The 19,886-nt window shown below is 61.5% G+C and carries 28 protein-coding genes; 13 read left to right on the top strand and 15 right to left on the bottom strand.

The window, feature by feature from the left end:
- Positions 1-21: 21 nt before the first annotated feature.
- Positions 22-1,299, bottom strand: coding sequence for an acetyl-CoA hydrolase/transferase family protein (locus AC1RTP_RS18715; protein WP_498609368.1), 1,278 nt, complete (start codon positions 1,297-1,299; stop codon positions 22-24).
- Positions 1,300-1,369: 70 nt separating this feature from the next.
- On the opposite strand from AC1RTP_RS18715, the gene AC1RTP_RS18720 reads away from it, so the two are divergent.
- Positions 1,370-2,455 (top strand): porin, encoded by a 1,086-nt coding sequence (locus AC1RTP_RS18720; RefSeq protein WP_498609370.1) that lies wholly within the window; start codon positions 1,370-1,372, stop codon positions 2,453-2,455.
- Positions 2,456-2,501: 46 nt separating this feature from the next.
- Positions 2,502-3,341, top strand: coding sequence for a branched-chain amino acid aminotransferase (locus tag AC1RTP_RS18725; RefSeq protein ID WP_498609372.1), 840 nt, complete (start codon positions 2,502-2,504; stop codon positions 3,339-3,341).
- Here AC1RTP_RS18725 and AC1RTP_RS18730 read toward each other — a convergent pair.
- Positions 3,322-3,915, bottom strand: a complete 594-nt coding sequence (locus AC1RTP_RS18730) for a DUF3617 domain-containing protein (protein ID WP_498609373.1) — start codon at positions 3,913-3,915, stop codon at positions 3,322-3,324. The two genes, AC1RTP_RS18725 and AC1RTP_RS18730, sit on opposite strands and share 20 nt — an antisense overlap.
- A 123-nt stretch (positions 3,916-4,038) precedes the next feature.
- Here AC1RTP_RS18730 and AC1RTP_RS18735 point away from each other — a divergent pair, with 123 nt between their 5' ends.
- Positions 4,039-4,437 (top strand): hypothetical protein, encoded by a 399-nt coding sequence (locus AC1RTP_RS18735; protein ID WP_498609375.1) that lies wholly within the window; start codon positions 4,039-4,041, stop codon positions 4,435-4,437.
- 182 nt (positions 4,438-4,619) lie between these two features.
- On the opposite strand, the gene AC1RTP_RS18740 is transcribed toward AC1RTP_RS18735, so the two are convergent.
- From AC1RTP_RS18740 to AC1RTP_RS18750, 3 genes are all read right to left on the bottom strand, one after another.
- Positions 4,620-5,285 carry a YiaD family glycine zipper/OmpA-like lipoprotein gene (locus AC1RTP_RS18740; RefSeq protein WP_498609377.1) on the bottom strand — a complete coding sequence of 222 codons (666 nt, stop codon included), beginning with the start codon at positions 5,283-5,285 and terminating at the stop codon, positions 4,620-4,622.
- A gap of 96 nt (positions 5,286-5,381) precedes the next feature.
- Entirely contained in the window at positions 5,382-5,528 is a 147-nt protein-coding gene (locus AC1RTP_RS18745; RefSeq protein ID WP_498609379.1) for a lmo0937 family membrane protein, read from the bottom strand.
- A gap of 79 nt (positions 5,529-5,607) precedes the next feature.
- On the bottom strand, positions 5,608-6,318 hold the full coding sequence (locus AC1RTP_RS18750; protein ID WP_498609380.1) for a glycine zipper 2TM domain-containing protein: 711 nt from the start codon (positions 6,316-6,318) through the stop codon (positions 5,608-5,610).
- Positions 6,319-6,445: 127 nt separating this feature from the next.
- Between AC1RTP_RS18750 and AC1RTP_RS18755 the strand changes: the two genes are divergently transcribed.
- On the top strand, positions 6,446-7,165 hold the full coding sequence (locus AC1RTP_RS18755; RefSeq protein WP_498609382.1) for a Crp/Fnr family transcriptional regulator: 720 nt from the start codon (positions 6,446-6,448) through the stop codon (positions 7,163-7,165).
- 4 nt (positions 7,166-7,169) lie between these two features.
- Here the strand turns inward: AC1RTP_RS18755 and AC1RTP_RS18760 are convergent, their stop codons facing one another.
- Together AC1RTP_RS18760 and AC1RTP_RS18765 are read right to left on the bottom strand one after the other, a co-directional pair.
- Complete coding sequence (locus AC1RTP_RS18760) at positions 7,170-7,391, bottom strand: osmotically-inducible lipoprotein OsmB (protein ID WP_498609384.1); 222 nt, start codon at positions 7,389-7,391, stop codon at positions 7,170-7,172.
- Positions 7,392-7,479: 88 nt separating this feature from the next.
- Entirely contained in the window at positions 7,480-9,501 is a 2,022-nt protein-coding gene (locus tag AC1RTP_RS18765) for an AsmA family protein (RefSeq protein WP_498609385.1), read from the bottom strand.
- Between the two features lie 109 nt (positions 9,502-9,610).
- On the opposite strand from AC1RTP_RS18765, the gene AC1RTP_RS18770 reads away from it, so the two are divergent.
- The 6 genes from AC1RTP_RS18770 to AC1RTP_RS18795 are packed head-to-tail and all read left to right on the top strand — an operon-like array spanning position 9,611 to position 12,523.
- Positions 9,611-9,994, top strand: a complete 384-nt coding sequence (locus AC1RTP_RS18770; RefSeq protein ID WP_498609387.1) for a DUF4398 domain-containing protein — start codon at positions 9,611-9,613, stop codon at positions 9,992-9,994.
- A gap of 13 nt (positions 9,995-10,007) precedes the next feature.
- Positions 10,008-10,901: an OmpA family protein gene (locus AC1RTP_RS18775; RefSeq protein ID WP_498609389.1), complete on the top strand. Its 894-nt coding sequence runs from the start codon at positions 10,008-10,010 to the stop codon at positions 10,899-10,901.
- Between the two features lie 20 nt (positions 10,902-10,921).
- On the top strand, positions 10,922-11,428 hold the full coding sequence (locus tag AC1RTP_RS18780; RefSeq protein ID WP_498609391.1) for a ferritin-like domain-containing protein: 507 nt from the start codon (positions 10,922-10,924) through the stop codon (positions 11,426-11,428).
- A 26-nt stretch (positions 11,429-11,454) separates the two neighbouring features.
- Positions 11,455-11,757: an ElaB/YgaM/YqjD family protein gene (locus AC1RTP_RS18785; RefSeq protein ID WP_498609393.1), complete on the top strand. Its 303-nt coding sequence runs from the start codon at positions 11,455-11,457 to the stop codon at positions 11,755-11,757.
- A gap of 3 nt (positions 11,758-11,760) precedes the next feature.
- Complete coding sequence (locus AC1RTP_RS18790) at positions 11,761-12,153, top strand: phage holin family protein (RefSeq protein ID WP_498609395.1); 393 nt, start codon at positions 11,761-11,763, stop codon at positions 12,151-12,153.
- A gap of 10 nt (positions 12,154-12,163) precedes the next feature.
- On the top strand, positions 12,164-12,523 hold the full coding sequence (locus tag AC1RTP_RS18795; RefSeq protein WP_498609397.1) for a hypothetical protein: 360 nt from the start codon (positions 12,164-12,166) through the stop codon (positions 12,521-12,523).
- Here the strand turns inward: AC1RTP_RS18795 and AC1RTP_RS18800 are convergent.
- The 4 genes from AC1RTP_RS18800 to AC1RTP_RS18815 form a co-directional block, all read right to left on the bottom strand.
- On the bottom strand, positions 12,520-13,131 hold the full coding sequence (locus tag AC1RTP_RS18800; protein ID WP_498609398.1) for a Crp/Fnr family transcriptional regulator: 612 nt from the start codon (positions 13,129-13,131) through the stop codon (positions 12,520-12,522). The genes AC1RTP_RS18795 and AC1RTP_RS18800 overlap by 4 nt on opposite strands.
- A 65-nt stretch (positions 13,132-13,196) precedes the next feature.
- Positions 13,197-13,544: a hypothetical protein gene (locus AC1RTP_RS18805; protein WP_498609399.1), complete on the bottom strand. Its 348-nt coding sequence runs from the start codon at positions 13,542-13,544 to the stop codon at positions 13,197-13,199.
- A gap of 14 nt (positions 13,545-13,558) precedes the next feature.
- Positions 13,559-13,711: a DUF3309 domain-containing protein gene (locus tag AC1RTP_RS18810; RefSeq protein WP_498609401.1), complete on the bottom strand. Its 153-nt coding sequence runs from the start codon at positions 13,709-13,711 to the stop codon at positions 13,559-13,561.
- Between the two features lie 12 nt (positions 13,712-13,723).
- The gene (locus AC1RTP_RS18815; protein ID WP_498609403.1) at positions 13,724-14,176 is read right to left on the bottom strand and encodes a glycine zipper 2TM domain-containing protein; all 453 of its coding nucleotides are present in this window, start codon (positions 14,174-14,176) and stop codon (positions 13,724-13,726) included.
- A 155-nt stretch (positions 14,177-14,331) separates the two neighbouring features.
- On the opposite strand from AC1RTP_RS18815, the gene AC1RTP_RS18820 reads away from it, so the two are divergent.
- Together AC1RTP_RS18820 and AC1RTP_RS18825 are read left to right on the top strand one after the other, a co-directional pair.
- Positions 14,332-14,643 (top strand): BON domain-containing protein, encoded by a 312-nt coding sequence (locus AC1RTP_RS18820; protein WP_498609405.1) that lies wholly within the window; start codon positions 14,332-14,334, stop codon positions 14,641-14,643.
- 18 nt (positions 14,644-14,661) lie between these two features.
- Positions 14,662-15,726 (top strand): AI-2E family transporter, encoded by a 1,065-nt coding sequence (locus AC1RTP_RS18825; RefSeq protein WP_498609407.1) that lies wholly within the window; start codon positions 14,662-14,664, stop codon positions 15,724-15,726.
- A 49-nt stretch (positions 15,727-15,775) separates the two neighbouring features.
- On the opposite strand, the gene AC1RTP_RS18830 is transcribed toward AC1RTP_RS18825, so the two are convergent.
- The 4 genes from AC1RTP_RS18830 to AC1RTP_RS18845 all read right to left on the bottom strand — a co-directional run bounded on the left by AC1RTP_RS18830 (position 15,776) and on the right by AC1RTP_RS18845 (position 19,003).
- Complete coding sequence (locus AC1RTP_RS18830) at positions 15,776-16,378, bottom strand: hypothetical protein (RefSeq protein ID WP_498609408.1); 603 nt, start codon at positions 16,376-16,378, stop codon at positions 15,776-15,778.
- A 66-nt stretch (positions 16,379-16,444) separates the two neighbouring features.
- Positions 16,445-17,335: a YihY/virulence factor BrkB family protein gene (locus AC1RTP_RS18835; protein WP_498609410.1), complete on the bottom strand. Its 891-nt coding sequence runs from the start codon at positions 17,333-17,335 to the stop codon at positions 16,445-16,447.
- A 96-nt stretch (positions 17,336-17,431) separates the two neighbouring features.
- Positions 17,432-18,484: an OmpA family protein gene (locus tag AC1RTP_RS18840; protein WP_498609411.1), complete on the bottom strand. Its 1,053-nt coding sequence runs from the start codon at positions 18,482-18,484 to the stop codon at positions 17,432-17,434.
- A gap of 258 nt (positions 18,485-18,742) precedes the next feature.
- A complete protein-coding gene (locus AC1RTP_RS18845; protein WP_498609413.1) occupies positions 18,743-19,003 on the bottom strand; it encodes a hypothetical protein in 261 nt (86 codons plus the stop codon).
- Positions 19,004-19,341: 338 nt separating this feature from the next.
- Here AC1RTP_RS18845 and AC1RTP_RS18850 point away from each other — a divergent pair, with 338 nt between their 5' ends.
- Complete coding sequence (locus tag AC1RTP_RS18850) at positions 19,342-19,857, top strand: winged helix-turn-helix domain-containing protein (protein WP_498609548.1); 516 nt, start codon at positions 19,342-19,344, stop codon at positions 19,855-19,857.
- Positions 19,858-19,886: the final 29 nt, after the last annotated feature.

Raw genomic sequence — 19,886 nt, forward strand, 5'->3', positions numbered from 1 at the left:
AATGTTCGCTGCCGAACATAGCTAGCAGTAGTTGAGCCGTGCCGCTTCGCGCCGTAGTTCGCCTCGGAAGTCAGGATGCGCAATGGCAATCAACGCCTCGGCACGTTGCTTGGCCGACTTGCCGCGCAGCTGGGCTACGCCATATTCGGTCACCACATAATTGATGTCGTTCTTGCTGGTCGTTACATGCGTTCCAGCACAAAGAGTCGGCACAATGCGTGAGATGCTGCCATCCTTTGCGGTCGAAGGCAGCACGATGAAGGACTTGCCGCCGCGCGAACGATTGGCAGCACGCACAAAGTCCACCTGGCCGCCGGTGCCGGAATAGGGCAGGTGCGCCAGGCTCTCCGAACCGCACTGGCCCAGCAGGTCAATTTGCAGGCTGGCGTTGATTGACACCAGCTTGTCGTTCTGTCCGGCGATGCAAGGATCGTTGGTAAAGCTGACCGGATGCATTTCCAGCATCGGATTGTGGTGCATGAAGTCGTACAGCTTGCGAGAACCCAGCGCAAAGGTCGCCACCATGCGGCCCGGCATGAAAGTCTTGCGCCGGTTGGTCACTGCGCCAGCCTCTACCAGCTTGAGGATGCCGTCGCCAATCATCTCCGTATGGATGCCAAGGTCCTGTTTGCTGGTCAGCTGCATCACCACAGCGTCCGGGATGCCGCCATAGCCGATCTGCAGTGTCGAACCATCCTCGATCATTGGCGCCACGTGGGCGGCGATCGCCTCCTGTACGGGGCCAATTTTTGGCAGGCCCACCTCAATGACGGGCTCGTCGCTCTCGACCACGGCCGTCACTTGGGAGATGTGGATATGGCATTGGCCATGCGCAAACGGTACGTTGGGATTGGATTCGAGCACGATTACCCGCGCCTTCTGCAGGGCCGCCATGGTGTAGTCGGCCCCAAGGCTAAGCGCGAAGTTGCCGTGTTCATCCATTTCAGATGCCAGCGCGAACACCACGTCAGCCGGCATTTGCTCGCGTTCGATCAGCGAAGGGATTTCTGAGAAATAAGCGGGAATGAAGTCGGCCCAGCCAGCCTGGCCAGCAGCGCGCGAGGCACCGCCAAAGAACAGCGCGCAATGCCGCACATGGTGCGCAGTTTCCGGATCAAAGTAATCGTATTTACGCATGGCCAGGATTTGCGCCACTTGCACGCCTTTGAAGCTGCGGCGCTGCGCCGACAATTCTTTCAGCAGTGTGGGCGGCTCGCCGGCGCCGGTCGGGACAATGATCATGTCGCCATCACGCACGAGGCGGACAGCATCGGCGGCGCTGCAACGCTTGCTGGACATACGGTCTCCAAAATAGTTTTGTTTGTGTCCGCACAGATTGCATGACGGTGCTTACCCTAAGCTGACAGGCATGAAAGTTCTTGCCTTCCTGCTCATGATCCCAACGCTGGCGCTGGCACAGACCAGGGAACCGGCTGCGGGAACTGGTGTCCAGGTCTATGGCGTGCTCGACGCCGGTGTAGTGGTCGAGCGGGGTTGCAAAGACAAGTGCGTCGGCAGCAAGCTTTCGCCCGGCATTTCGGAAGGCTCGCGCATTGGCATTACCGGCCGCGAACCGTTAGGCAGCAGTGGCAACTCAGCCATTTTCACCATCGAAGGCGGCGTCGAGAACGATACCGGCCGCTCCGAAGAAGGGCGGCTCTTTGGCCGCCAGGCCTGGGTCGGGCTGGATGGCCGCTGGGGCGCGCTGACACTCGGGCGCCAGTACAACCTGCAATACGAGACGCTGGCCGAAGTGGCCGACCCCTTCCATGGCGGCCAGGCTGGCACGGCGACTAACCTGATGAGCTATACCACCAAGCGCTATGACAATGCGCTCAAGTACCGAACGCCAGCCGGTGGCCATTGGAGCGCCGGCGCCATCTACAGCTTCGGCGAGTCGGATTACAGCACTGCGCGCAACCGGGCTTATGGTGCGACGGTAGGCTTCGCGGACGGCATCTTCAATATCCGCATCGCCCACCAGCGCAAGCGCAACCCGATCGATGCGGTGGGCACGACGCAGCCGGTGGACCTTTCGGCGCGCAACACCCTGGTGGCGGCCAACGTCAAGCTCGGTAACGCCACCGTGTTTGCCGCGTATGGCGTCAACCGGGGGCTGGGCAGCTCGCCCTGGGACCCATCGAGCCCGTACGGCGCGCTGACGCTTTCAACGCCATCGACATATAGCCGCGATGCGCTGGCTGGCTTGTCCTATACTAGCGGCCGCGCTACCTATATGGCTTCCATCATCCACAAGGACGATCGCAGCCCGGCCAACCAGGACGCCGACCAGGCCGGCGTTGGGGTGGTCTATTCGCTATCGAGGCGAACGGCGCTGCACGCATCCTTTGCCCATATCCGAAACCGCAACGGCGCAGCTTACACAGCCGGCACCGCCACCGAGGCTGGCAAGGGCAACCGCGCCATTACTTTGGGCCTGCGCCACGCGTTTTAATGCCTTGTGTTAAATTCCTCAGCTGGAACTTTCAGCGGGGAACACTATGTATCTGACTTACTTCAATGGAAACTGGGCCGAAGGCAATGCGCCACTGTTCGGCGCGATGGACCACAGCGTCTGGCTCGGCTCGTCCGTATTTGATGGCGCTCGCGCCGTGCATGGCAAGCTGCCAGACCTGCGCCCGCACCTGGAGCGCGTGATCCGTTCGGCGCGCAGCCTGGGCCTGGAATGCCCGCTTAGCGTGGAAGAAATGGAAAAGCTGGTGAAGGAGGGCGTGGCTCGCTTCCCGGCTAATGCCGAGCTGTACATCCGTCCCTTGGTATTCGCGACCGATGGCCTCTTGATCCCGGTCTCTGAAAAATCGGCCTTCGCGCTGACCCTGTTCGATGCACCGCTGCCGCCATTTACCGGCTTCTCGGCCTGCCTGACGGCGCTGCGCCGCCCGGACCCGGACATGGCGCCAACCGACGCCAAAGCTTCCGCCCTGTATGCCAACTCAACCCGTGTGCTGCGCGAGGCGAAAGAGCGCGGCTACGATAACGCCGTGATGTGCGACAGCCAGGGCAATGTGGCGGAGTTCGCTACCGCCAACCTGTTCTTCGTCACTGCGGAAGGCAAGGTCGTTACGCCTGTGTTGAACGGCACTTTCCTGGCCGGCATCACCCGCGCCCGCGTCATCAAGCTGCTGGCCGATGCCGGCATCAAGGTCGAAGAACGCACCGTCAAGCCGGAAGAACTGGATACGGCCAGCGAAATCTTCAACACCGGCAATTACGGCAAAGTCACGCCATGCGTTCGCTACAACGACCGCGAGCTGCCAGCGGGCCCTATCGCCAGCAAGGCCCGCGAGCTGTACTGGACCTTTATTGAGCGCGGCGAGTAGGCGGCGGTACCTCCGGGCCAGGCTTGCTCGGCGGGGCAGCGGGAGCCATCGGCTTCACGCTGCCGCAATCGGCGCTGAGCCAGCGTCCATTTCCTTCCACCACCATGTTTTGCGGCTTGCCCTGCGCCGTGCTGTTGACGTTCATGCGCATGCTGTAAGCCGTATTCCCGTTGAAAATCACTTGGCCGTTGCCGCTTGAAGGCGGTTTCGCGCAATTGAAGGTCACGTTCATGCCCCCTGGCACTGGCGTGCGCGTGGTGGTGCATTGGCCGGGTTGACCGGCCGGCAAGTCCTGTTTCTCAGCCATATCCTTGGTCAGGCAATACGTCAGCTTGACTCCGCCGGCATCGCCCAGGTTCATATTGACCCCGTGGCTCGCCATCATCTGCTCCATCGCCTTGCGCTGCTCAGGCGCCATATTTGCCATTTGCTGCTGCGCGGCCTGCATCATCGCCATGGTTTCCGGACTGGCCGAGGCCACGCGGTTGTTCAGCTCCCACAGCCCTGGCTTGAGGGTCTGCGCCATTGCTGGCAAGGCGGCCAGGCAAAACAAGAGTAGGGCAGGGACTTTCATGGACGCTCCTTAAAAGGATAGGGTTATCCACGAATTGTAGCGCTAAGGGCTCGATTGGCGCACACCTAATAGTTGTCAGTATGAATTTATAATCCCAGGAACCATAAAAGGGAGATGAGCGCTATGTTACGTGCAACTATTGCTGTTGCGATGGCGTTGGGGGTATCCGCGAATGTGCATGCGTCCAAAGTCGAGGGCAAGGTGGTCGATGCCAAGAATGGCAAGCCGGTGCAAGGGGCTTTCGTCATGGCTGTCTATTTCGAATCCGGCGGCACCTGGTTCGGGCATAGCGGGCGGTGGTGCGTGCGGACGGAGGGCGTGCAGACTGGCGCCGATGGCGGCTATGCTCTTACCGGTGCAAAGCATATGGAACTGCATGTGATCAAGGAGGGGCTGGTCGAAAACAAATCGCTCAGCGAACGTCCGCACCTTGGCCAATGGTATGAGACGCAGTCGGAGCGGGCCACTAATCTCTTTGTCGAGCCCATGGTGGCTGGGGGGGCGGAAAAGTCGTTGGGTTGAATGCGAACGACCTGCCACGCATGGCGATGCTGAAGCGAATATCGCTTATCTCAAGTTACTCGAAAAAGAGGACGAACTGAGGGGCGTCGATGCGCGCGGCCGCTTGGTGACGCATCAGGCAATTGAACGGCTGGAAAAGAAGCGATGAAGGCGCGCTTGCATGGCAGGCGCGCCCTGGTTGCTTAGCCTTGCGGCGGACGTGGCTCGGCCACGAAGATTTCCACGCGGCGGTTGCGGGCGCGGCCGGCTGCGTCGTCGTTTGTGGCCACAGGCTCTTGCTCGCCACGGCCTTCAATCACGATGCGGGTTGGCGATACGCCGCGCGAGGCGAGGTAATCGCGGGTATGGGCGGCGCGGTCAACGGACAATGGCTGGTTGACGGCGGTGCTGCCGGTGCTGTCGGTGTGGCCGACGATGCTTACCGTGGTGGCTGGATTCTCATTCAGGGTAGTAGCGAAACGGTCCAGGATAGGCCGGAAGTCCGGCTTGATATCGGAACGTGCGGTGTCGAACGAGATATCGCTCGGGATCTCGAGTTTCAGCCGGTTGTCGCCGGTCTGCGTGACCTGCACGCCAGTGCCCTTGGTGGCTTGTTCCATTTGCTGCTTCTGCGCTTCCATGCGTTTGGACCAGACGTTGCCGACCACGGCGCCGACGGCAGCGCCAAGCACTGCACCGCCAGCGGCGCGGTTGCCGCCGCCATGGCCGGTCGCCGCACCGAGTACGGCGCCAATGCCTGCGCCGACGCCTGCGCCGGTTGCCGTACCGCGCTGGGTCGCATCCATATCTGCACAGCCGGTGGCCGTTATCGCTGCGATCAGCAGGGCAGCAAGGGTTTTATTGGGCATGAGCTTCTCCTTCGTAAGTTTTGGACGAAAAAAAGCGGGACGAGTCCTGCGCCGCAGTCGCCGCCCCGATAGTGTACGCCGGCTTAGCCGGCTCGACTAAATGCCGCGCCCGCTGATAAGGCGCAGCAAGACCATAATGATTGCAACGACCAGCAAGATATGGATGAAACCGCCCACAGTGTAGGAGGTGACCATACCGAGCAGCCACAAGATGATGAGTACGACAGCGATGGTATAAAGCATGATGTTTTCCTCTCATAGTCCGTAATCCTGGATGCATTATTGCCGTGTCTAGCGCCGCCATCTGTTCGATGCCGAACTATCAGCGACGTTGCAGGTGTCCGTTGACGATTTTTACGTGATCGCCAGAGCGCCAGTCGCCGGAGCTGCTGCTGACGGTGCGTTCCTTGCCGTCATTCATGCGCACCCGCACCGAGTAGTGGGTGGTGGACTTCATATTGCCCTCCACCTGGTTGCCGACCACGGCGCCGCCGACTGCACCGGCGACAGTAGCCAGTTTGCGGCCCGTGCCGCCGCCGATCTGGTTGCCCAGCAGGCCGCCGACGATCGCGCCGCCTGCCGCGCCAATACCGCTGCCCTGGCCTCGCTGGGTGACGGTGTGCACCGACTGCACCACGCCGCAGCTATGGCAGACTGCCGGCGCCCGTTCAGCGACCGGTGCGGCCATGGGCTGCGCTTGTGGAGGTTCCGCATAGCGCGCATCGCCGGCGCGTTCGGCCGGCGCTGCACCGCCGCCATAGCTGCCACCGCCGCCACCGGAATAGCCGGAGGTATCGGCCGCACGGCCAGGCGTACGTTCCACCGCTGCCAGGCTGGACGGCGGTGGCGGCGGCCCCATTTCATTGCCCCCAACTTGCACCGGCGCTTGGGCAACCGGTGGTCCCATGGTGGCGCCGGATTTCGGCAGCCAACCCATGACAGCGGCGATGCCGACACCGCAGAAGAGGATGACGGCGATGGCTGCGATCAGCAGCATTGGATGAGTGGTATATCTTTTGATGTTCGAATCCATTTGCAATTCCTTTCCTATTGGATATACGCATTGTGGCGGGCAGCCTCGCTTGCTTCCGTGCGTCAGCGTACATACAGTATTTTTAATAGCCGATACGCTCCGCCTAAACTCCACCAGGCTGACGGCAATGACCCTGAATCTTCATACCGTTCCAAGCAGTGAATCGCCACCGCCCCGTATTGGAAACCTCTTGCTGGCAAACCTGCCGGAAGACGACCTCGAACATATCGAGGCCTTGTGCGAACTGGTGGAACTTGAGGCCGGCGAAGTATTGTTCGAAGCTGGTCAAGCCATCGAGTTCATCTATTTCCCGCTTGATACCCTTGTCTCGCTGCTGGCCGTGACCGAAGGCCGCATGACGCTGGAAGTCGGCTCGGCCGGGCGCGAAGGCATGATCGGAGCATCAGTTGCCTTGGGCCAGTATCTTGCCCAGGTGCGTGCCGTGGTCCAGCGCAGCGGCCATGCCCTGCGCATGCCGGCGCAAGACTTCAGCGCCGAGTTCAGGGACATGGAATCGCTGCAGCACCTGCTGCACCGCTATACTGACAGCTTGCTGGCGCAAGCAATCCAGATCGCCGTCTGCAGCCGCTTCCACGTGCTGGAAGCGCGCCTGGCGCGTTCACTGCTGGTGACGCGCGACCGCTTGCAAAGCGACCGCTTCCATATGACCCATGAGTTCCTGGCTCACGCCCTCGGTGTGCGCCGCGTTGGCGTGACCAAGGCTGCCAGCGCACTGCAGGGCCAGGGTTTAATCAGCTACAGCCGGGGCAATATCGAAATATTGGACCCGGCTGGCCTGGAAGCGGTTTCCTGCCGTTGCTACCAGCAGGTCCGCTTGCCATCCTGATGCTTTAACGGCGTGGTTTGTCGACCTGATTACCGATCACGCCACCAACCACGGCGCCACCCACGGCACCGGTAGTGGAGCCGCCGGTCAGCACCGAGCCGGCAACTGCGCCGACACCAGCGCCAATGGCCGTGTTCTTATCTTGCCTGGACATCGAGGAGCACGCACCCAGGCCAAGCATGGCAGTTGCGATAGCAAGGCGGGCTGCGATCTGTTTGGTTTTCATGATGTTTCCTCCGTTACTTGGATTACGTTTCCAGCTTACGGGGAAAGGGCTGGGTGATCTGTTCGCGATTTCACGAAGTTACGGTTTGTTACCTTTGTGTTTTGCCGGGAGGCGGCGCCTTGGGCTTTTCGCGGGCTGCTGCAAGCAGGGCGGCACATTGGTTTTCGTTTCCTGCGCCGCCGGCACTGATGAGTGGCGCAAGGGCCGCGACCGGGGCCGCGATGGCGCCCAGCGCCAGGGCGCCGCCGGCGCGCATGGCAATCACCCCCTTGTCGATATCGACGTCGGGTTGCTTGAGCGTACCGCGCACATAGATCGGCGCACGCAGCGAGATGATGCGCAGGCCCTTGGTTTCCGGCTTGAGCGTGAGGTCGATCTTTTCGCTGGCGAGGTTGACGTTGCCATTCACGCGCACCACGGCGTCGTCGGTATCGGCAATCAGGTATTGCGTCTGCGCCAGGCCGTCACGCACGTCGAAATCGCCGGCCAGGCAATTCAGGTGCACCGGCTTGTCGCCGAACAGTTTGGTCAACACGATATTGCCGATGTTGAGGCCCATCTGTTCGAGCAACAGCTTGCTGACGGTGCCGTCGTTGACCAGGGTCTTCAGCTCGCCATTCGAATGCGCGAGCATGGTGGCGACGGAATTGCCTTTGGCGGTCAGTTTGGCGTCGGCATTGATTTCGCCGATGGTTGCTTGCTTCAGTTCGGGCAGCTTGGGCAGCAGCTGTTTGAGCTTGATGTGCCGCGCCGTGGCGTCGAGCGTGGCGGCAACGGCTTGGCCGCCGCTGCCGTCCAGCGTCGCTTTGGAGGCCACGTGGCCGCCGGCGAAGTCGAAGTTCAAGGGCGTCAGGCGCAGCACACCATCCTTCAGGTGAAATTCCGTTTTCAGTTTCGACAGCGGCAATTCCTTGGTGCGCACGATGCGTTCGGCGTGGAAGCTGACATCGGCATCGAGTGCAGTCCAGCGCTCGGTCTTGAAGGTTTCCACCGGCAGCAGCTTGCCGGCCGGTTGTACGGCTGCTACGCCGCGCTGTTCTTTCTTGGCGTTGGAGTCGGCGCCGATCAGCGGTCCCAGGTCGGTGAATTGCAGCAGGCGCGATTGCACCGCGCCGGTCAGCATGCCGCGCGGCTGGCGCTGCTGGTAGGACAGGGTGCCGGAGATGTCGCTGTCGCCAACGCGGCCAGTGAATTTCTCGTAGGTCCATTGGCTGGCGCCTTCGGCCAGGTGGCCACTTAGCCGGCCGGAGGTGGTGAAGGGCGGCGTTTCCGGCAGTAGCAGGCCGGTCAACGAGTACAGGCGCGCAGCGGAAGCGCCTGCTACCTTCAGCTTCAAATCGATGGCGGCAAGCTGGGCCGGATTAGTGAGCGTGCCTTCCGCCGCTACGCTGACCAGGCCGACCTTGGCATCGGCCTGGATGGGGAAGGGCTGGCTGGTTTCACGCAAGGCCAGCACGGCGCCAGTCTTGCCTTTGCCGGTGATGTCCTGCTTGTTCCACTTGCCTTCCAGGGCCCAGCCCACGCCGTAATGCGGGTCATTGTCGAGCGTGCCGACGTGGGCGGTGGCGGCAATGTTCTGCTGCGCATCGTCCAGTTTGATGGTGCCGCGCGTGAACACCAGGCGGTCGAGCTCCATGCGCCACTCGGACGGCGGGCGCTTGGGCAGCGTCCAGTTATTGCGGCCATCGGCCTGGCGCAGCAGGTCAAGCTGGGGCTGGTCGAATCGTAATTCGGGAATTGAAATTTTGCGTCCCAGCAGGGCAAACGGGCTCAACGAAAAACCGAGCGCCTGCGCGGTGGCCGTGTCGCCCTTCGGCATGCCGGCCGGGTTCCCGACGTGCACATCCTGCGCCACCAGGTGCGGCCAGGGAATATGGTCGCGCCAGCTGCGCTCCTGTGGCGGCAGCGGCTGCTTTTGCCAGGTCAGCGACAGGTTGCCGCGTAACTCCACGGGCCTTTGCAGCGCTTCGCTGGCGCGCGCACCGAGCCAGGGCCGTGCGCGGTTCCAGTCATAGTTGAGCAGGAGTAGGAGGGCCACCGCCGGAATGGCCAGCAAGACGCCCAGCACTGCCAGGCTGATCTTTGCGCGGCGAGAAATTGTATGTGCCATGGCGACAGGCTACACCCGGCAGCCGGACTGCAATGTGCGGCACCGTACTGAACCCAGCCGGGACAGCTTATATAAAGCTAATACCCCATTTGCTTTGAGGAGAACAACAATGGATACGCTGAATCGCCTGCCACTGTTGGCCATCGTCGGCGCAATTGCACTGGCTGGTTGCAGCAGCATGAAGACCCCGGCCACGGCCGAAGTCGCATCGTCGCGCACTGCGGTGGATGCCGCGGCCTCGACCGGTGCACCGGAATTGGCTCCGGCCGAAATGGCGGCAGCGCGCGACAAGATGCTGCGCGCCAATCAGGCGCTGGCAGCCAAGGATTACCGTACTGCCCAGGACCTGGCGCAGCAGGCACAGGCTGACGCCAAGCTGGCGCAAAGCAAGGCCAGCAGCGCCAAGGCCACCGAAGCCGCCAACAAATTGCAAGACGACATCCGCGTGCTGCGTGAAGAACTCGAGCGCGCCAACAGCAACATGACTCGCTGAGAAAGGAGCCATCATGTTTAAGCCTATCTTTAAACCTGTTGCGCTGGCAGCGGCCTTGGCCCTGGCAGCTTGCAGCACCACGCCGACCACTACCAACGAACTGGAAATCGCTCGCACCGATTACTCGCAAGCCCAGTCCAACCCGATGGTCGCCAAGTACGCCCCCGCTGAAATGGCGTCGGCCACCCGCGCCCTGGACCAGGCCAATGTCGCTTCGGCCCGCGGTGAAAGCCTGCAGACCGTCGACAAGCTGGCCTATGTCGCCAAGCAGAAGATCGCCAGCGCCCAGGAAATTGCGCGCGCCAAATCCGCGGAAGATCAGTTGAGGGACGCTGCCGCCCAGCGCGACCAGGTGCGCCTGGAAGCCCGTACGGCTGAAGCGGAATCCGCCAAACGCCGTGCCGACCAGGCCCGCATGGATGCCGAGGCTGCGCAGGCCCAGGCCGCCAATGCGGAAGCGGCAAAGGGCGATGCCCAGGCCCGCGCCGCCGCCCTGGCTGCCCAACTGGCCGACCTGCAGGCAAAGCAGACTGAACGCGGCATCGTCATCACCTTCGGCGACGTGCTGTTCAACACCGACCAGGCCAACCTGACCGCGCAAGGCATGGCGGTGGCCCAGCGCTTGGCCGACGTGCTGCGCGATAACCCGGACCGCACCGTGCTGGCCGAGGGCTTCACCGACAGCACCGGCAGCGATGCCTACAACCTGCAGCTGTCGCAGCGCCGCGCCGAAGCGGTGCGCATGGCTTTGAACCAGATGGGCGTTGAGCGCAGCCGCATCGAAACGCGCGGTTATGGCGAAGCCTATCCGGTGGCCGGCAATGCCACGGCCGGCGACCGCCAGCTGAACCGGCGGGTGGAAATCGTGCTGTCCGAAGCGGGCCGCCCGATTACTTATCGCCGCTAAGGCGCAACAGGGGAGATTCCATGATCGACAAACACGCAATCCGCGCGGCGGCCCGCAATATGGCTGACGGTCCCGTGACTGAAGGCTATAAGGGCAACCGCGCCCAGGTGCTGCAAATGCTGAACGAAGCGCTGGCCACTGAATTGGTCTGCATCAACCGCTACAAGCGCCACTATTACACGGTCACTGGCCTGTCCAATGCTGGCATCAAGGCCGAGTTCCTGGAACATGCGACGCAAGAGCAGGAACATGCCGACTGGCTGGCCCAGCGCATCGTCCAACTCAATGGGATGCCGGATTTCAATCCAGCAACGTTGCTCGATAGGAGCCATGCCGAGTATGATGACTCAAGGGAGGTGCAAGCGATGGTGCGGGCCAACCTGCTAGCAGAACGGGTGGCTATCGAGAGCTATCGCCAGATGATCGAACTGATTGGTGACAGCGACCCGACGACCAAGCAACTCTTGACGCAAATCATGGCGGTGGAGGAAGAACACGCCGACGATATGCGAGACTTATTGGCGTAATTCACTTACCTCAGAGGAGTCCTATCATGCTGGAACAGAACATCAGTACCGTCAACAACGATGTGAAAACCTTGGTCAAGGATGCGCAAGCCCTGTTCACTGCCGCCACCGCGTTGACCGGTGAAAAAGCGGATGAATTGCGCGGCCGCGGCATGAAGGCGCTCGACACCGCCCTGGCCAAAGCCCACGAAGCCCAGGCCAGCGCCATCGCCGGCGCCAAGCAGGCAGCGGCGACGACCGATGCCTATGTCAAGGAAAACCCGTGGCGCTCCATCGCCGTGGCAGCTGGCGTCGGCCTGCTGGTAGGCGTTATCCTCGGCCGCAAATAAGCGATGTCCGCCGAGAACCAGGTACCACCACCACCACCGCCCGGCCTGATCGCCTCAATGGCCGGGCTTGCTAAGAACTGCCTTCACCTTTTACTGTCGCGCCTGGAATTGGCGGCCCTCGAGCTGACCGAGGTGCGCGACACGCTGCTGCAATTGTCCATCGTCTTTGCCGTCGCCATGCTGGCTGCCTGGTTCGCTATCGCATTCGGTACGGCAACCCTGATCTATCTGTGCTGGGAAGCGATGGGCTGGAAGATCCTGCTGGTCCTGGCGATTGCCTTTGCGGTATTGGCGATCGGCCTGGTGCTGTGGGGACGCAGTGTGGTGAAGCAGGGCAAGCTGGGCTTGACTTCCACGATGGCGGAACTCAAGTCTGACCGCGACATGCTGCTTTGAAAGGGAGAACATGGCGTCCAAACAGGAATTGCAGGCACTGGCCGTGGCCAAGGAAAGGCTGATACGCGAAGGCGAGCTGTATCGCCTGAGCGCCTTGCGCTCCAAGCATGAAATGATCAATGCCATGCAGCCGCAAGCCTTGCTGCATAGCGCGGTCGACCATGCCATCGGCGGGCTGCAGGCGCGGCTTGGCGGCTTCATCAGTGAAGGCGGCGGCTTGTCTGGCCTGAACTTCAAGAGTGTCCTGCCTTACGCGCTGCCGCTGGTATCGTGGATTGCGCGCAAGCGCTTGTGGAAGCCGGCCGCCGCAGCCGGCGTGCTGGCAGCCATTGGCGCCTGGTGGCTGGTGCGGCGCAAGCCCGAGGCTTAAGCGGACTTGCGCAGGCGCGACATATACTGGGTGGTAATGCCGAGGTAGGAGGCGAGGGCGCGCTGGGTGATGCGCTGTTCCAGGCCGGGGAACTGGCTGCGGAAGGCTTCCAGCCGCGCTTCCGCCGACGTGTGGCTGCGGATATGCAGGTTGGCCGCATAACGGCGGATGCTGCATTCAATAATCTTCAGGTAATACTCGAGCACAAAGCCATGTTCGGCCTTGTGGCGCTGCATTGCCGCCCAGTCGATGCGCCAGGCTTCCACCGGGGTTTCGGCGACGAAGAATTCGAGTGCCGGTTCACCTTGCAGGCCGCCCATCATGTCGCTGTGGGAGCCGGTGTTTTCGCCTTCGGTGATAAAGCCCAGGGTCAGGTCTTCGCCGCCAACGGAAATATGGCCGCGCCGCGCCACCCCGCTGGAGATCCAGTAGTAATGGGAGGCGCGGGCGCCTGCTTCCTGCAGCATGGTGCCCTTGCGCACGCGCACCGGGGTCACGTGTTGGGCACTCAGCGTGGTGTAGCGGTCGTAGAGCTCCTGGCCAATGCCCAGACGCTGGACGGTGGCTTCCCGATGTTGCTCTCTATGTAATTGGTATGCATGTGGCATGCGCGCATGATACCCGACCTGACGCTGGGCCAGTGAACCTTGTTACTGCGTTGATACAAAACGGCTTATTTACCGCTTGTTTCATACGTTTTAGACAAGTCGCGCGAAGCAATATTGATCTCCCGTAAATTGGACATATCGTCCCGGGCAATATTGCGTGCTTCTTTCACACAGGCGCTGTTGGCGCCTGCACCCTGTTGCTTGCAGGTTTCCAGGGCTTCGCGCAAGGCGGCATTGATTTCCTTGCGCAGCGTGGCAAGCTGGGCCGCTTGAGTGCGGTCTGGCTTGGACCAGCGCGGCGGGTCGCCGCGCTTCAGTTCTTGCGCTTGATGCCGGGCTACGTCCGGCGGTGTAACTTGTGCGCCCGCCAGCCCGCATAGGGCCAGTGCTACGGCGCCGATCAGCGTTTTCATGATGGGCTCCTTGGCTACAGCCTGCCAGTCATCAGCAGGATGAGCAGAACGACAACGATCAACCCTGCGATGCCACTTGGTGCATAGCCCCAGTTGCGGCTATGCGGCCAGGTGGGCAGGGCGCCAATGACAAGCAGTACCAGCACGATCAGCAGGATGGTGGCCATGGCTAGCTCCTGTTAGTAGCGATAGACCCGGCCATCGACCACGCGCACGCGCGTGCCGGCCCGCAGGTCGTAAGCGCTGTCCTGGTTGATGGTGCGGTAGTCGCCGTTATCCATGCGCACGCTGATCTGGTAGACGTCGCGTGGCGCATTGCGGTTTTCTTCGACGCGGTTGCCGATCACGGCGCCGCCGATTGCGCCAGCGGCGGTGGCGGCGGTTTTACCGGCGCCGGAGCCGATCTGGCTGCCGGCCAGTGCTCCCAGCAAGCCGCCCGCGACGGCGCCGGCCCCGCTGGTAGCTGGGTCAACGCGCACGACGCGGACCGAATCGACCGTGCCGTAGGTCGAGATGTCGGCCTGGCTCGAATAGTCCGTCGATTGTGGGTAGTAAGGTGAATTGCTGGCGCAGCCTGTGCTCAGGGCGGCAACGGCCACCATGATTGCTGCTAGAGATACAGTCGGTTTCATAACGTCTCCTCCTGTGGTGGGATTAGGCGCAGCTTATGGCTGGCTGCCTGCGCTCGTCTGTGCGATCCCGCACAATGTTCGGTAGCGAACAGAATTCAAGCCTTGTTAACTGGACACTAGTGCCCGGAACACCCACCACACATAGGAGAAGCGCCATGAAATTCACACATCAATTGGCTACTGCCGTGTTCATCGCATCCACCCTCAGCCTGGCTGGCTGCGCCTCGACCCCAACCAAGGAAAGCGCCGGCGAATATGTCGACGACGCCGCCCTGACGACCAAGGTCAAGGCCAGCATCTTCAACGAGCCATCGCTGAAGTCGACTGAAATCAATGTCGAAACCTTCAAAGGCACTGTGCAGCTGAGCGGCTTCGTCGCCCAGCCTGCCGACATCACCCGCGCTGGCGAAGTCGCACGCGGCGTGAAAGGTGTCAAAGAAGTTAAGAACGACATCCGCGTCAAATAAACGCGGCTGGCACGGCGTATGCGCCTGGCGCAGACCATCCTTGCCACCGTTGCCTTCCTGTACGCCTTGCAGTGGGGCCAGGGCTTTCTTGTGCCCCTGCTGCTTGGCATCTTGCTGACCTATACCCTCAATCCCGTTGTCGTTACGCTGGAGCGCCTGCACGTGCGGCGCGCCCTCGGCACCTCGCTGGTCACTTGCGCCATCTTGCTCGGCATGACGGTGACGGTGGAAATGGTGCACGACGAATTTTCCAACATCATCGATGAACTGCCTGATGCGGGGCGCAAGCTGTCGCGCCTCGTGGCCTCGACCACCGGCGGCAAGGACAGCACGCTGAAGCGCATCCAGGATGTCGCCACGCAGATCGAGCAGGCAACCGCAGGCAAGCCGGCTGCGCAGCGCAAGCCGGTCACGGTCGCCGCGGAGGGCGGCCACATCAAGGTAATCGACTGGGTGTGGGCCGGATCGCGCGGCCTGCTGTCCTTCATGAGCCAGGCCACCATGGTGGTGTTCCTGGTGTTTTTCCTGCTACTGTCGGGCGATACCTTCAAGCGCAAGCTGGTCAAGCTGGCCGGGCCTTCCTTGACTCGCAAGAAGGTCACGGTGCAGATCCTCGACGAAATCAATTCCTCGATCCAGGGCTATATGTTCATGCTCCTGGTGACGAATGTGCTGCTGGCGCTGTTGATGTGGCTGGCGCTGCAATTCATCGGCCTTGAAAATGCGGGCGCCTGGGCCATCGTGGCCGGCCTGCTGCACCTGATGCCTTATTTCGGGCCACTGCTGATTGTCTGTGCGTTGAGCATTGCAGCGTATTTGCAAACGGAGTCGCTGCAAATGGTGGCTTTGGTGGCGCTTGCAGCGACCGCGATTGCGACCCTGGTCGGCACTTTTATCGCTACCTGGATGACGGGCCGCATCGCGCGCATGAATGCCGCTGCGGTGTTTGTCAGCCTGCTGTTCTGGGGATGGCTCTGGGGCGTTTCGGGCTTGCTGCTCGGCGTACCGGTGGTGGTGATCTTGAAGGTGGTTGCCGAGAAGGTCGATGGCATGGAGGTCGTCGCCGAATTGCTCGGCGAGTAGCAAAACCAGGCGGGCAGCAGCGTGGGGCCACACTGCTGCCCGGCGAAACTTAGCCGCGTACTGCGTCGTTATGTTTGGCGTGGCGGATACGTTTGCTCTCGCGGTTTTCGGCGCGCTGGATGCGGCGCTGTTCGCGGGCGCCAACATGGCCATCGGCGCCGGCGCGTGCTTCGCGGCGATCGATGCGGGCTTCCTGGCGTTCGGCGCGCGCTACTTCGCGGTTGCTCATCTCGCCCGATTTGACGCCTTGTTCGATGCGCTTTTCCTGGTTGATGTTGCGCTGGACATCGGCCTGCATGCGCTTGGACGAGGCGGAATCCGGATTGCCGACGTTGGCATCATGCTTTTCGCGGTAGATATCCTGGCTGACGCGGTTTTGCGCTGCGTTGATGCGCTGCTGCTCACTGGCCGACAGTTGGCCATCTTTCAGGGCGCGCGCTTCCATCTTGTCCACGCCGGCTTGTTCGTGTTCGAGCCTGGCTGCCTCGCGGGTATTCAACTGGCCCGATTTCAAGCCGTTTTCAATGCGCTGCTGCTGGTTGACGTCGCGCTGCACGTCGTTGGCGGTGTTTTGCGCGTGCGCGCCGGCGCCGAAAGCGAACAGGCAGGCGGCGATCAGGGAAGGGACCAGGGTGGCGTTATTGGTTTTCATGCTGATTTTCCTTAGTGGGGTCGAGTGCTGCCCATCATGCTTGAGCTCAGCCAAAAGGTGGATGAATCAGTTGTAAGCCGCGTAACGAGATGTAGCAAGGCTGCCGATCTGGATCGCATATTGGCGCGCGAACTCGGCGCCGAGGAAGAACACCTGGGCCGAATAGTAGACCCATAGCAGCACGGCGATCAGCGAGCCGGCGGCGCCAAAGCTGTCGGTCACGCCGCTATTGCCGATGTAGACGCCGATCGCATATTTACCCAGGGTGAAGAGGGCCGCCGTGCCGAGGGCGCCAATCACCACGTCGCGCCAGGATAGCTTCACGCGCGGCAGCATCTTGTAGATCACGCCGAACAGGGCGGAAATCACAAAGAAGCTGATGACGTGGTTGAAGATGGTGAGCAGCAGCGCCGCATCGTGCCAGTAGGCGCCCATTTTCTTTTCCAGGAAGGAGAGGGCGGCGCTGACGGCCAGCGACACCAGCAGCAAAAAGCCCAGCACCAGGACCATGCCGAAAGAAAGCAGCCGCGTGCGCAAGGTATCCCACAGCCCGCCGGTCGTTAAAGGCGGCAACTGCCAGATTTCGTCCAGGCTGGCTTTCAGTTCAGTGAACACGCTGGTCGCGCCGAACAGCAGCAGGGCGCCGGCAAGCAGGGTGGCGATCATGCCTTGTTTTTCATTGGCGGCGCCGGACAGGATCAGCTGGATCGCTTCCGCGCCCTGGCTGCCCACCAGTCCGCGCAGTTGGAAGAACAGCTCGCCCTGCGCTGCCTCCTTGCCATAGAACAGGCCGGCGACGGCAATCACCAGCACCAGGATGGGCGCCAGCGAGAACAGGGTGTAAAAGGCCAGTGCCGCGCCTTTGCTGCTGGCGCGGTGCTCCAGCCACTCGGTGATTGCGCACCAGCCGACGGCGGGAAGCTTCTTGGCAATGTGGGGGAATCTGCGCCAACTCATGGCGCAACCTTACGCCGCGACGGGCAAGCTGACCGTGCGCCGGGACACAAAAGAAAAGGGGCCCGAAGGCCCCTTTGCAGACTGCGTTGGCAGCGATTACTTCACGCGGCGTTCCACGGTCACCTGGTCGATTTCGACGCGGCGGTTTGGTTCCAGGCACTTGATCAGGTCAGCGCGCTTCTGCTTCTTGTCGTTGCACTGCACCACTGGCTGGGACTTGCCCTTGCCTTGTGCGGTCAGACGGGAAGCGGAAACACCTTTGCCTACCAGGTATGCCTTGACGGCTTCAGCGCGGCGCTCGGACAGCTTCTGGTTGTACTTGTCGGAACCCAGGCGGTCGGTATGGCCGGTGATGACCACGTTGTTGACCGAGGTGTCGGAGTTCAGCAGGGTAGCCATATCGTCCAGTTTAGGCTGGGCTGGCGCCAGGGTAGCGCTGTCGAATGCGAACAGTTCGTTAGCGGCCATGGTCACTTTTTCGAACTTAGGTGCTGGCGCTGGTGCTGGCGCTGGAGCCGGTGCAGGCGCTGGTGCTGGCTCAGGAGCCACCACTGGAGCTGGAGCCGGTGCTGGAGCAGGTGCCGGCTGTGGAGCCGCGCCCAGCAGGTAGTTCAGCGAGAACATCAGGTACTGGTTGTTCGATTTGGAGTTGTTGAACTGCTCGCCGCGGATGAAGCCGTGCACGTTGCGCAGGTCAGCCTGGAAGAACAGGCGCTTGGTGATGTCGGCTTGCACGCCCAGGCCAGCTGCCAGGAATGGCGACCAGCGGGTCTGCTCGGTGGTGCAGCAGGAGAAGTTGTTCTTGTCTTTTTCCATACCGGCGCCAATCAGCAGGAATGGACGAACCGATTTGCGGCTGAACATGTACAGGCCGTCCGCGCCCAGCAGTTTCTGGGTGTAGCGGTTCATGTTCTCTTTGCTGGAACCGTAGGTGCCGTTCAGTTGCAGGTCCCATTTTTCGTTCAGTGCTTTACCGGCTTTCAGGCCGTAAGCGGCGCGGTCCTTGTCGGCAGCCCAGTCGCTGTCAGGACGGATCACGCCGGCTTGAGCGCCGAGGTACCAGTTTTCGTTGAGCAGGTCCTGCGCCGAAGCAGCAAAAGATGCGGACATCAATGCAGCGGCGATAGCAATATTTTTAATTTTATTCACAAGTAAACTCCCGTTATTTGAGTAGCAAGTCGCAGAAAAAAATTACGCGACTCTCTTTCCCAGCTTGTTTGCTGTGGTCTTAGTGTAGGCGGTGATGCCCACCAGAATCAGTGCGATACCGCACATTTGCCTTGAAGTATAGCAAGTATGTGGCTTTTCTACAACGTAGACCAAAGTATATTGGTTGACTGAAACTCAAAATTTATTTTCGGAAACGCCACCCAAACGGGAAATGGGTGGCGGCCCGGTCTTACGGATTTACCGGCGTTCTGGTTCCGGTGGTGGATTTTGCGGCTGCACGATCACGGTGTCGCCGCCAGGTTTGCCTGGGGCACCTTCAGGGCCGGGAGTGCCCGGTTTGCCTGGTTCACCTTGTGGACCGGATGGCCCGGGAGGCCCGGGCACGACAGCCGGTGGCGGTGCTGGCTCGACGACTGGCGGTGGATTATTGGTGACGGACTTTTCGCAGGCGGTCAAGGCCACCAGGGCCAGGGCTGCGAGCAGGACTGGAGCTTTCATGTTCATTCCTCTCTGGTTGGTTGATGCCGGAACCAGCATAGGTCGCTGTCGGGGTAAGACTCTGTTCGGGAACACACACAGCTCCCCCGTGTCTAAATCAAGTTGGCAAACAGCCAATGTTTGTGCGTCTGTATGTTCGTTGCCGCACAGACCGATGAGTCGCGGGCGGGCACTCTGGAGCCTGCGAATCCACCCTGGCATTTACAAGGAGTGTTCAAATGCACGCTATCAGAGAATCGTCCCATGGCCTCGAAATCGAAGCTACCCTGGAGCTGCCGGCCCCGTTGCCGGCTGTGCCGTCCCGTCCACGCCTGGCGCTCGTCGAGCGTCCCGGTCCTATGACGGAGCGCAAAGCTCTTTCCTTAGCCCCGATCGAGCGAGTCCGTTCCACCTCGGCAACACTGCGCCGTATCGAAAATATGCAGAAGCTGGTGGGGGAATTACAAAACCACGAAATGCTGGCGGACGAAATCGCCTGGTTCCTGAAGTTTTCTCCATCCGGGGCTCGCAAATATATCCGCGACCTGCGCGAAGCGGGCGTGATCGAATTGGCTCGCTATATTGAAGGCACGGCCACTTACCTGGGCAAGGCTGTCTACCAGCTGACCCCGGACGCCGAACGCGTGCAAGCCTTCCTGGCCGCGATCGCCCAGCCTAAACGCGAAGGTGCGCCACCACGCAAGGAGCGCCCAAGCCTGCGCGAGCAGAGCATGGCGGGCAACGGCCGTCACTTCCATATCCTGGCAGATGACACCCATTATGCGATCCGGGTGAACCGCGGCCCTGTGCAGCGCGACCCACTGGTCGCAGCCCTGTTCGGCGCGCCATCCTCGATGCAAAAGGCCATGCCCTGAGCCGGGAACGGTGCTAAGCTTCCATTGAA

This window comes from Pseudoduganella sp. GW821-FHT11H04, from assembly GCF_058807935.1.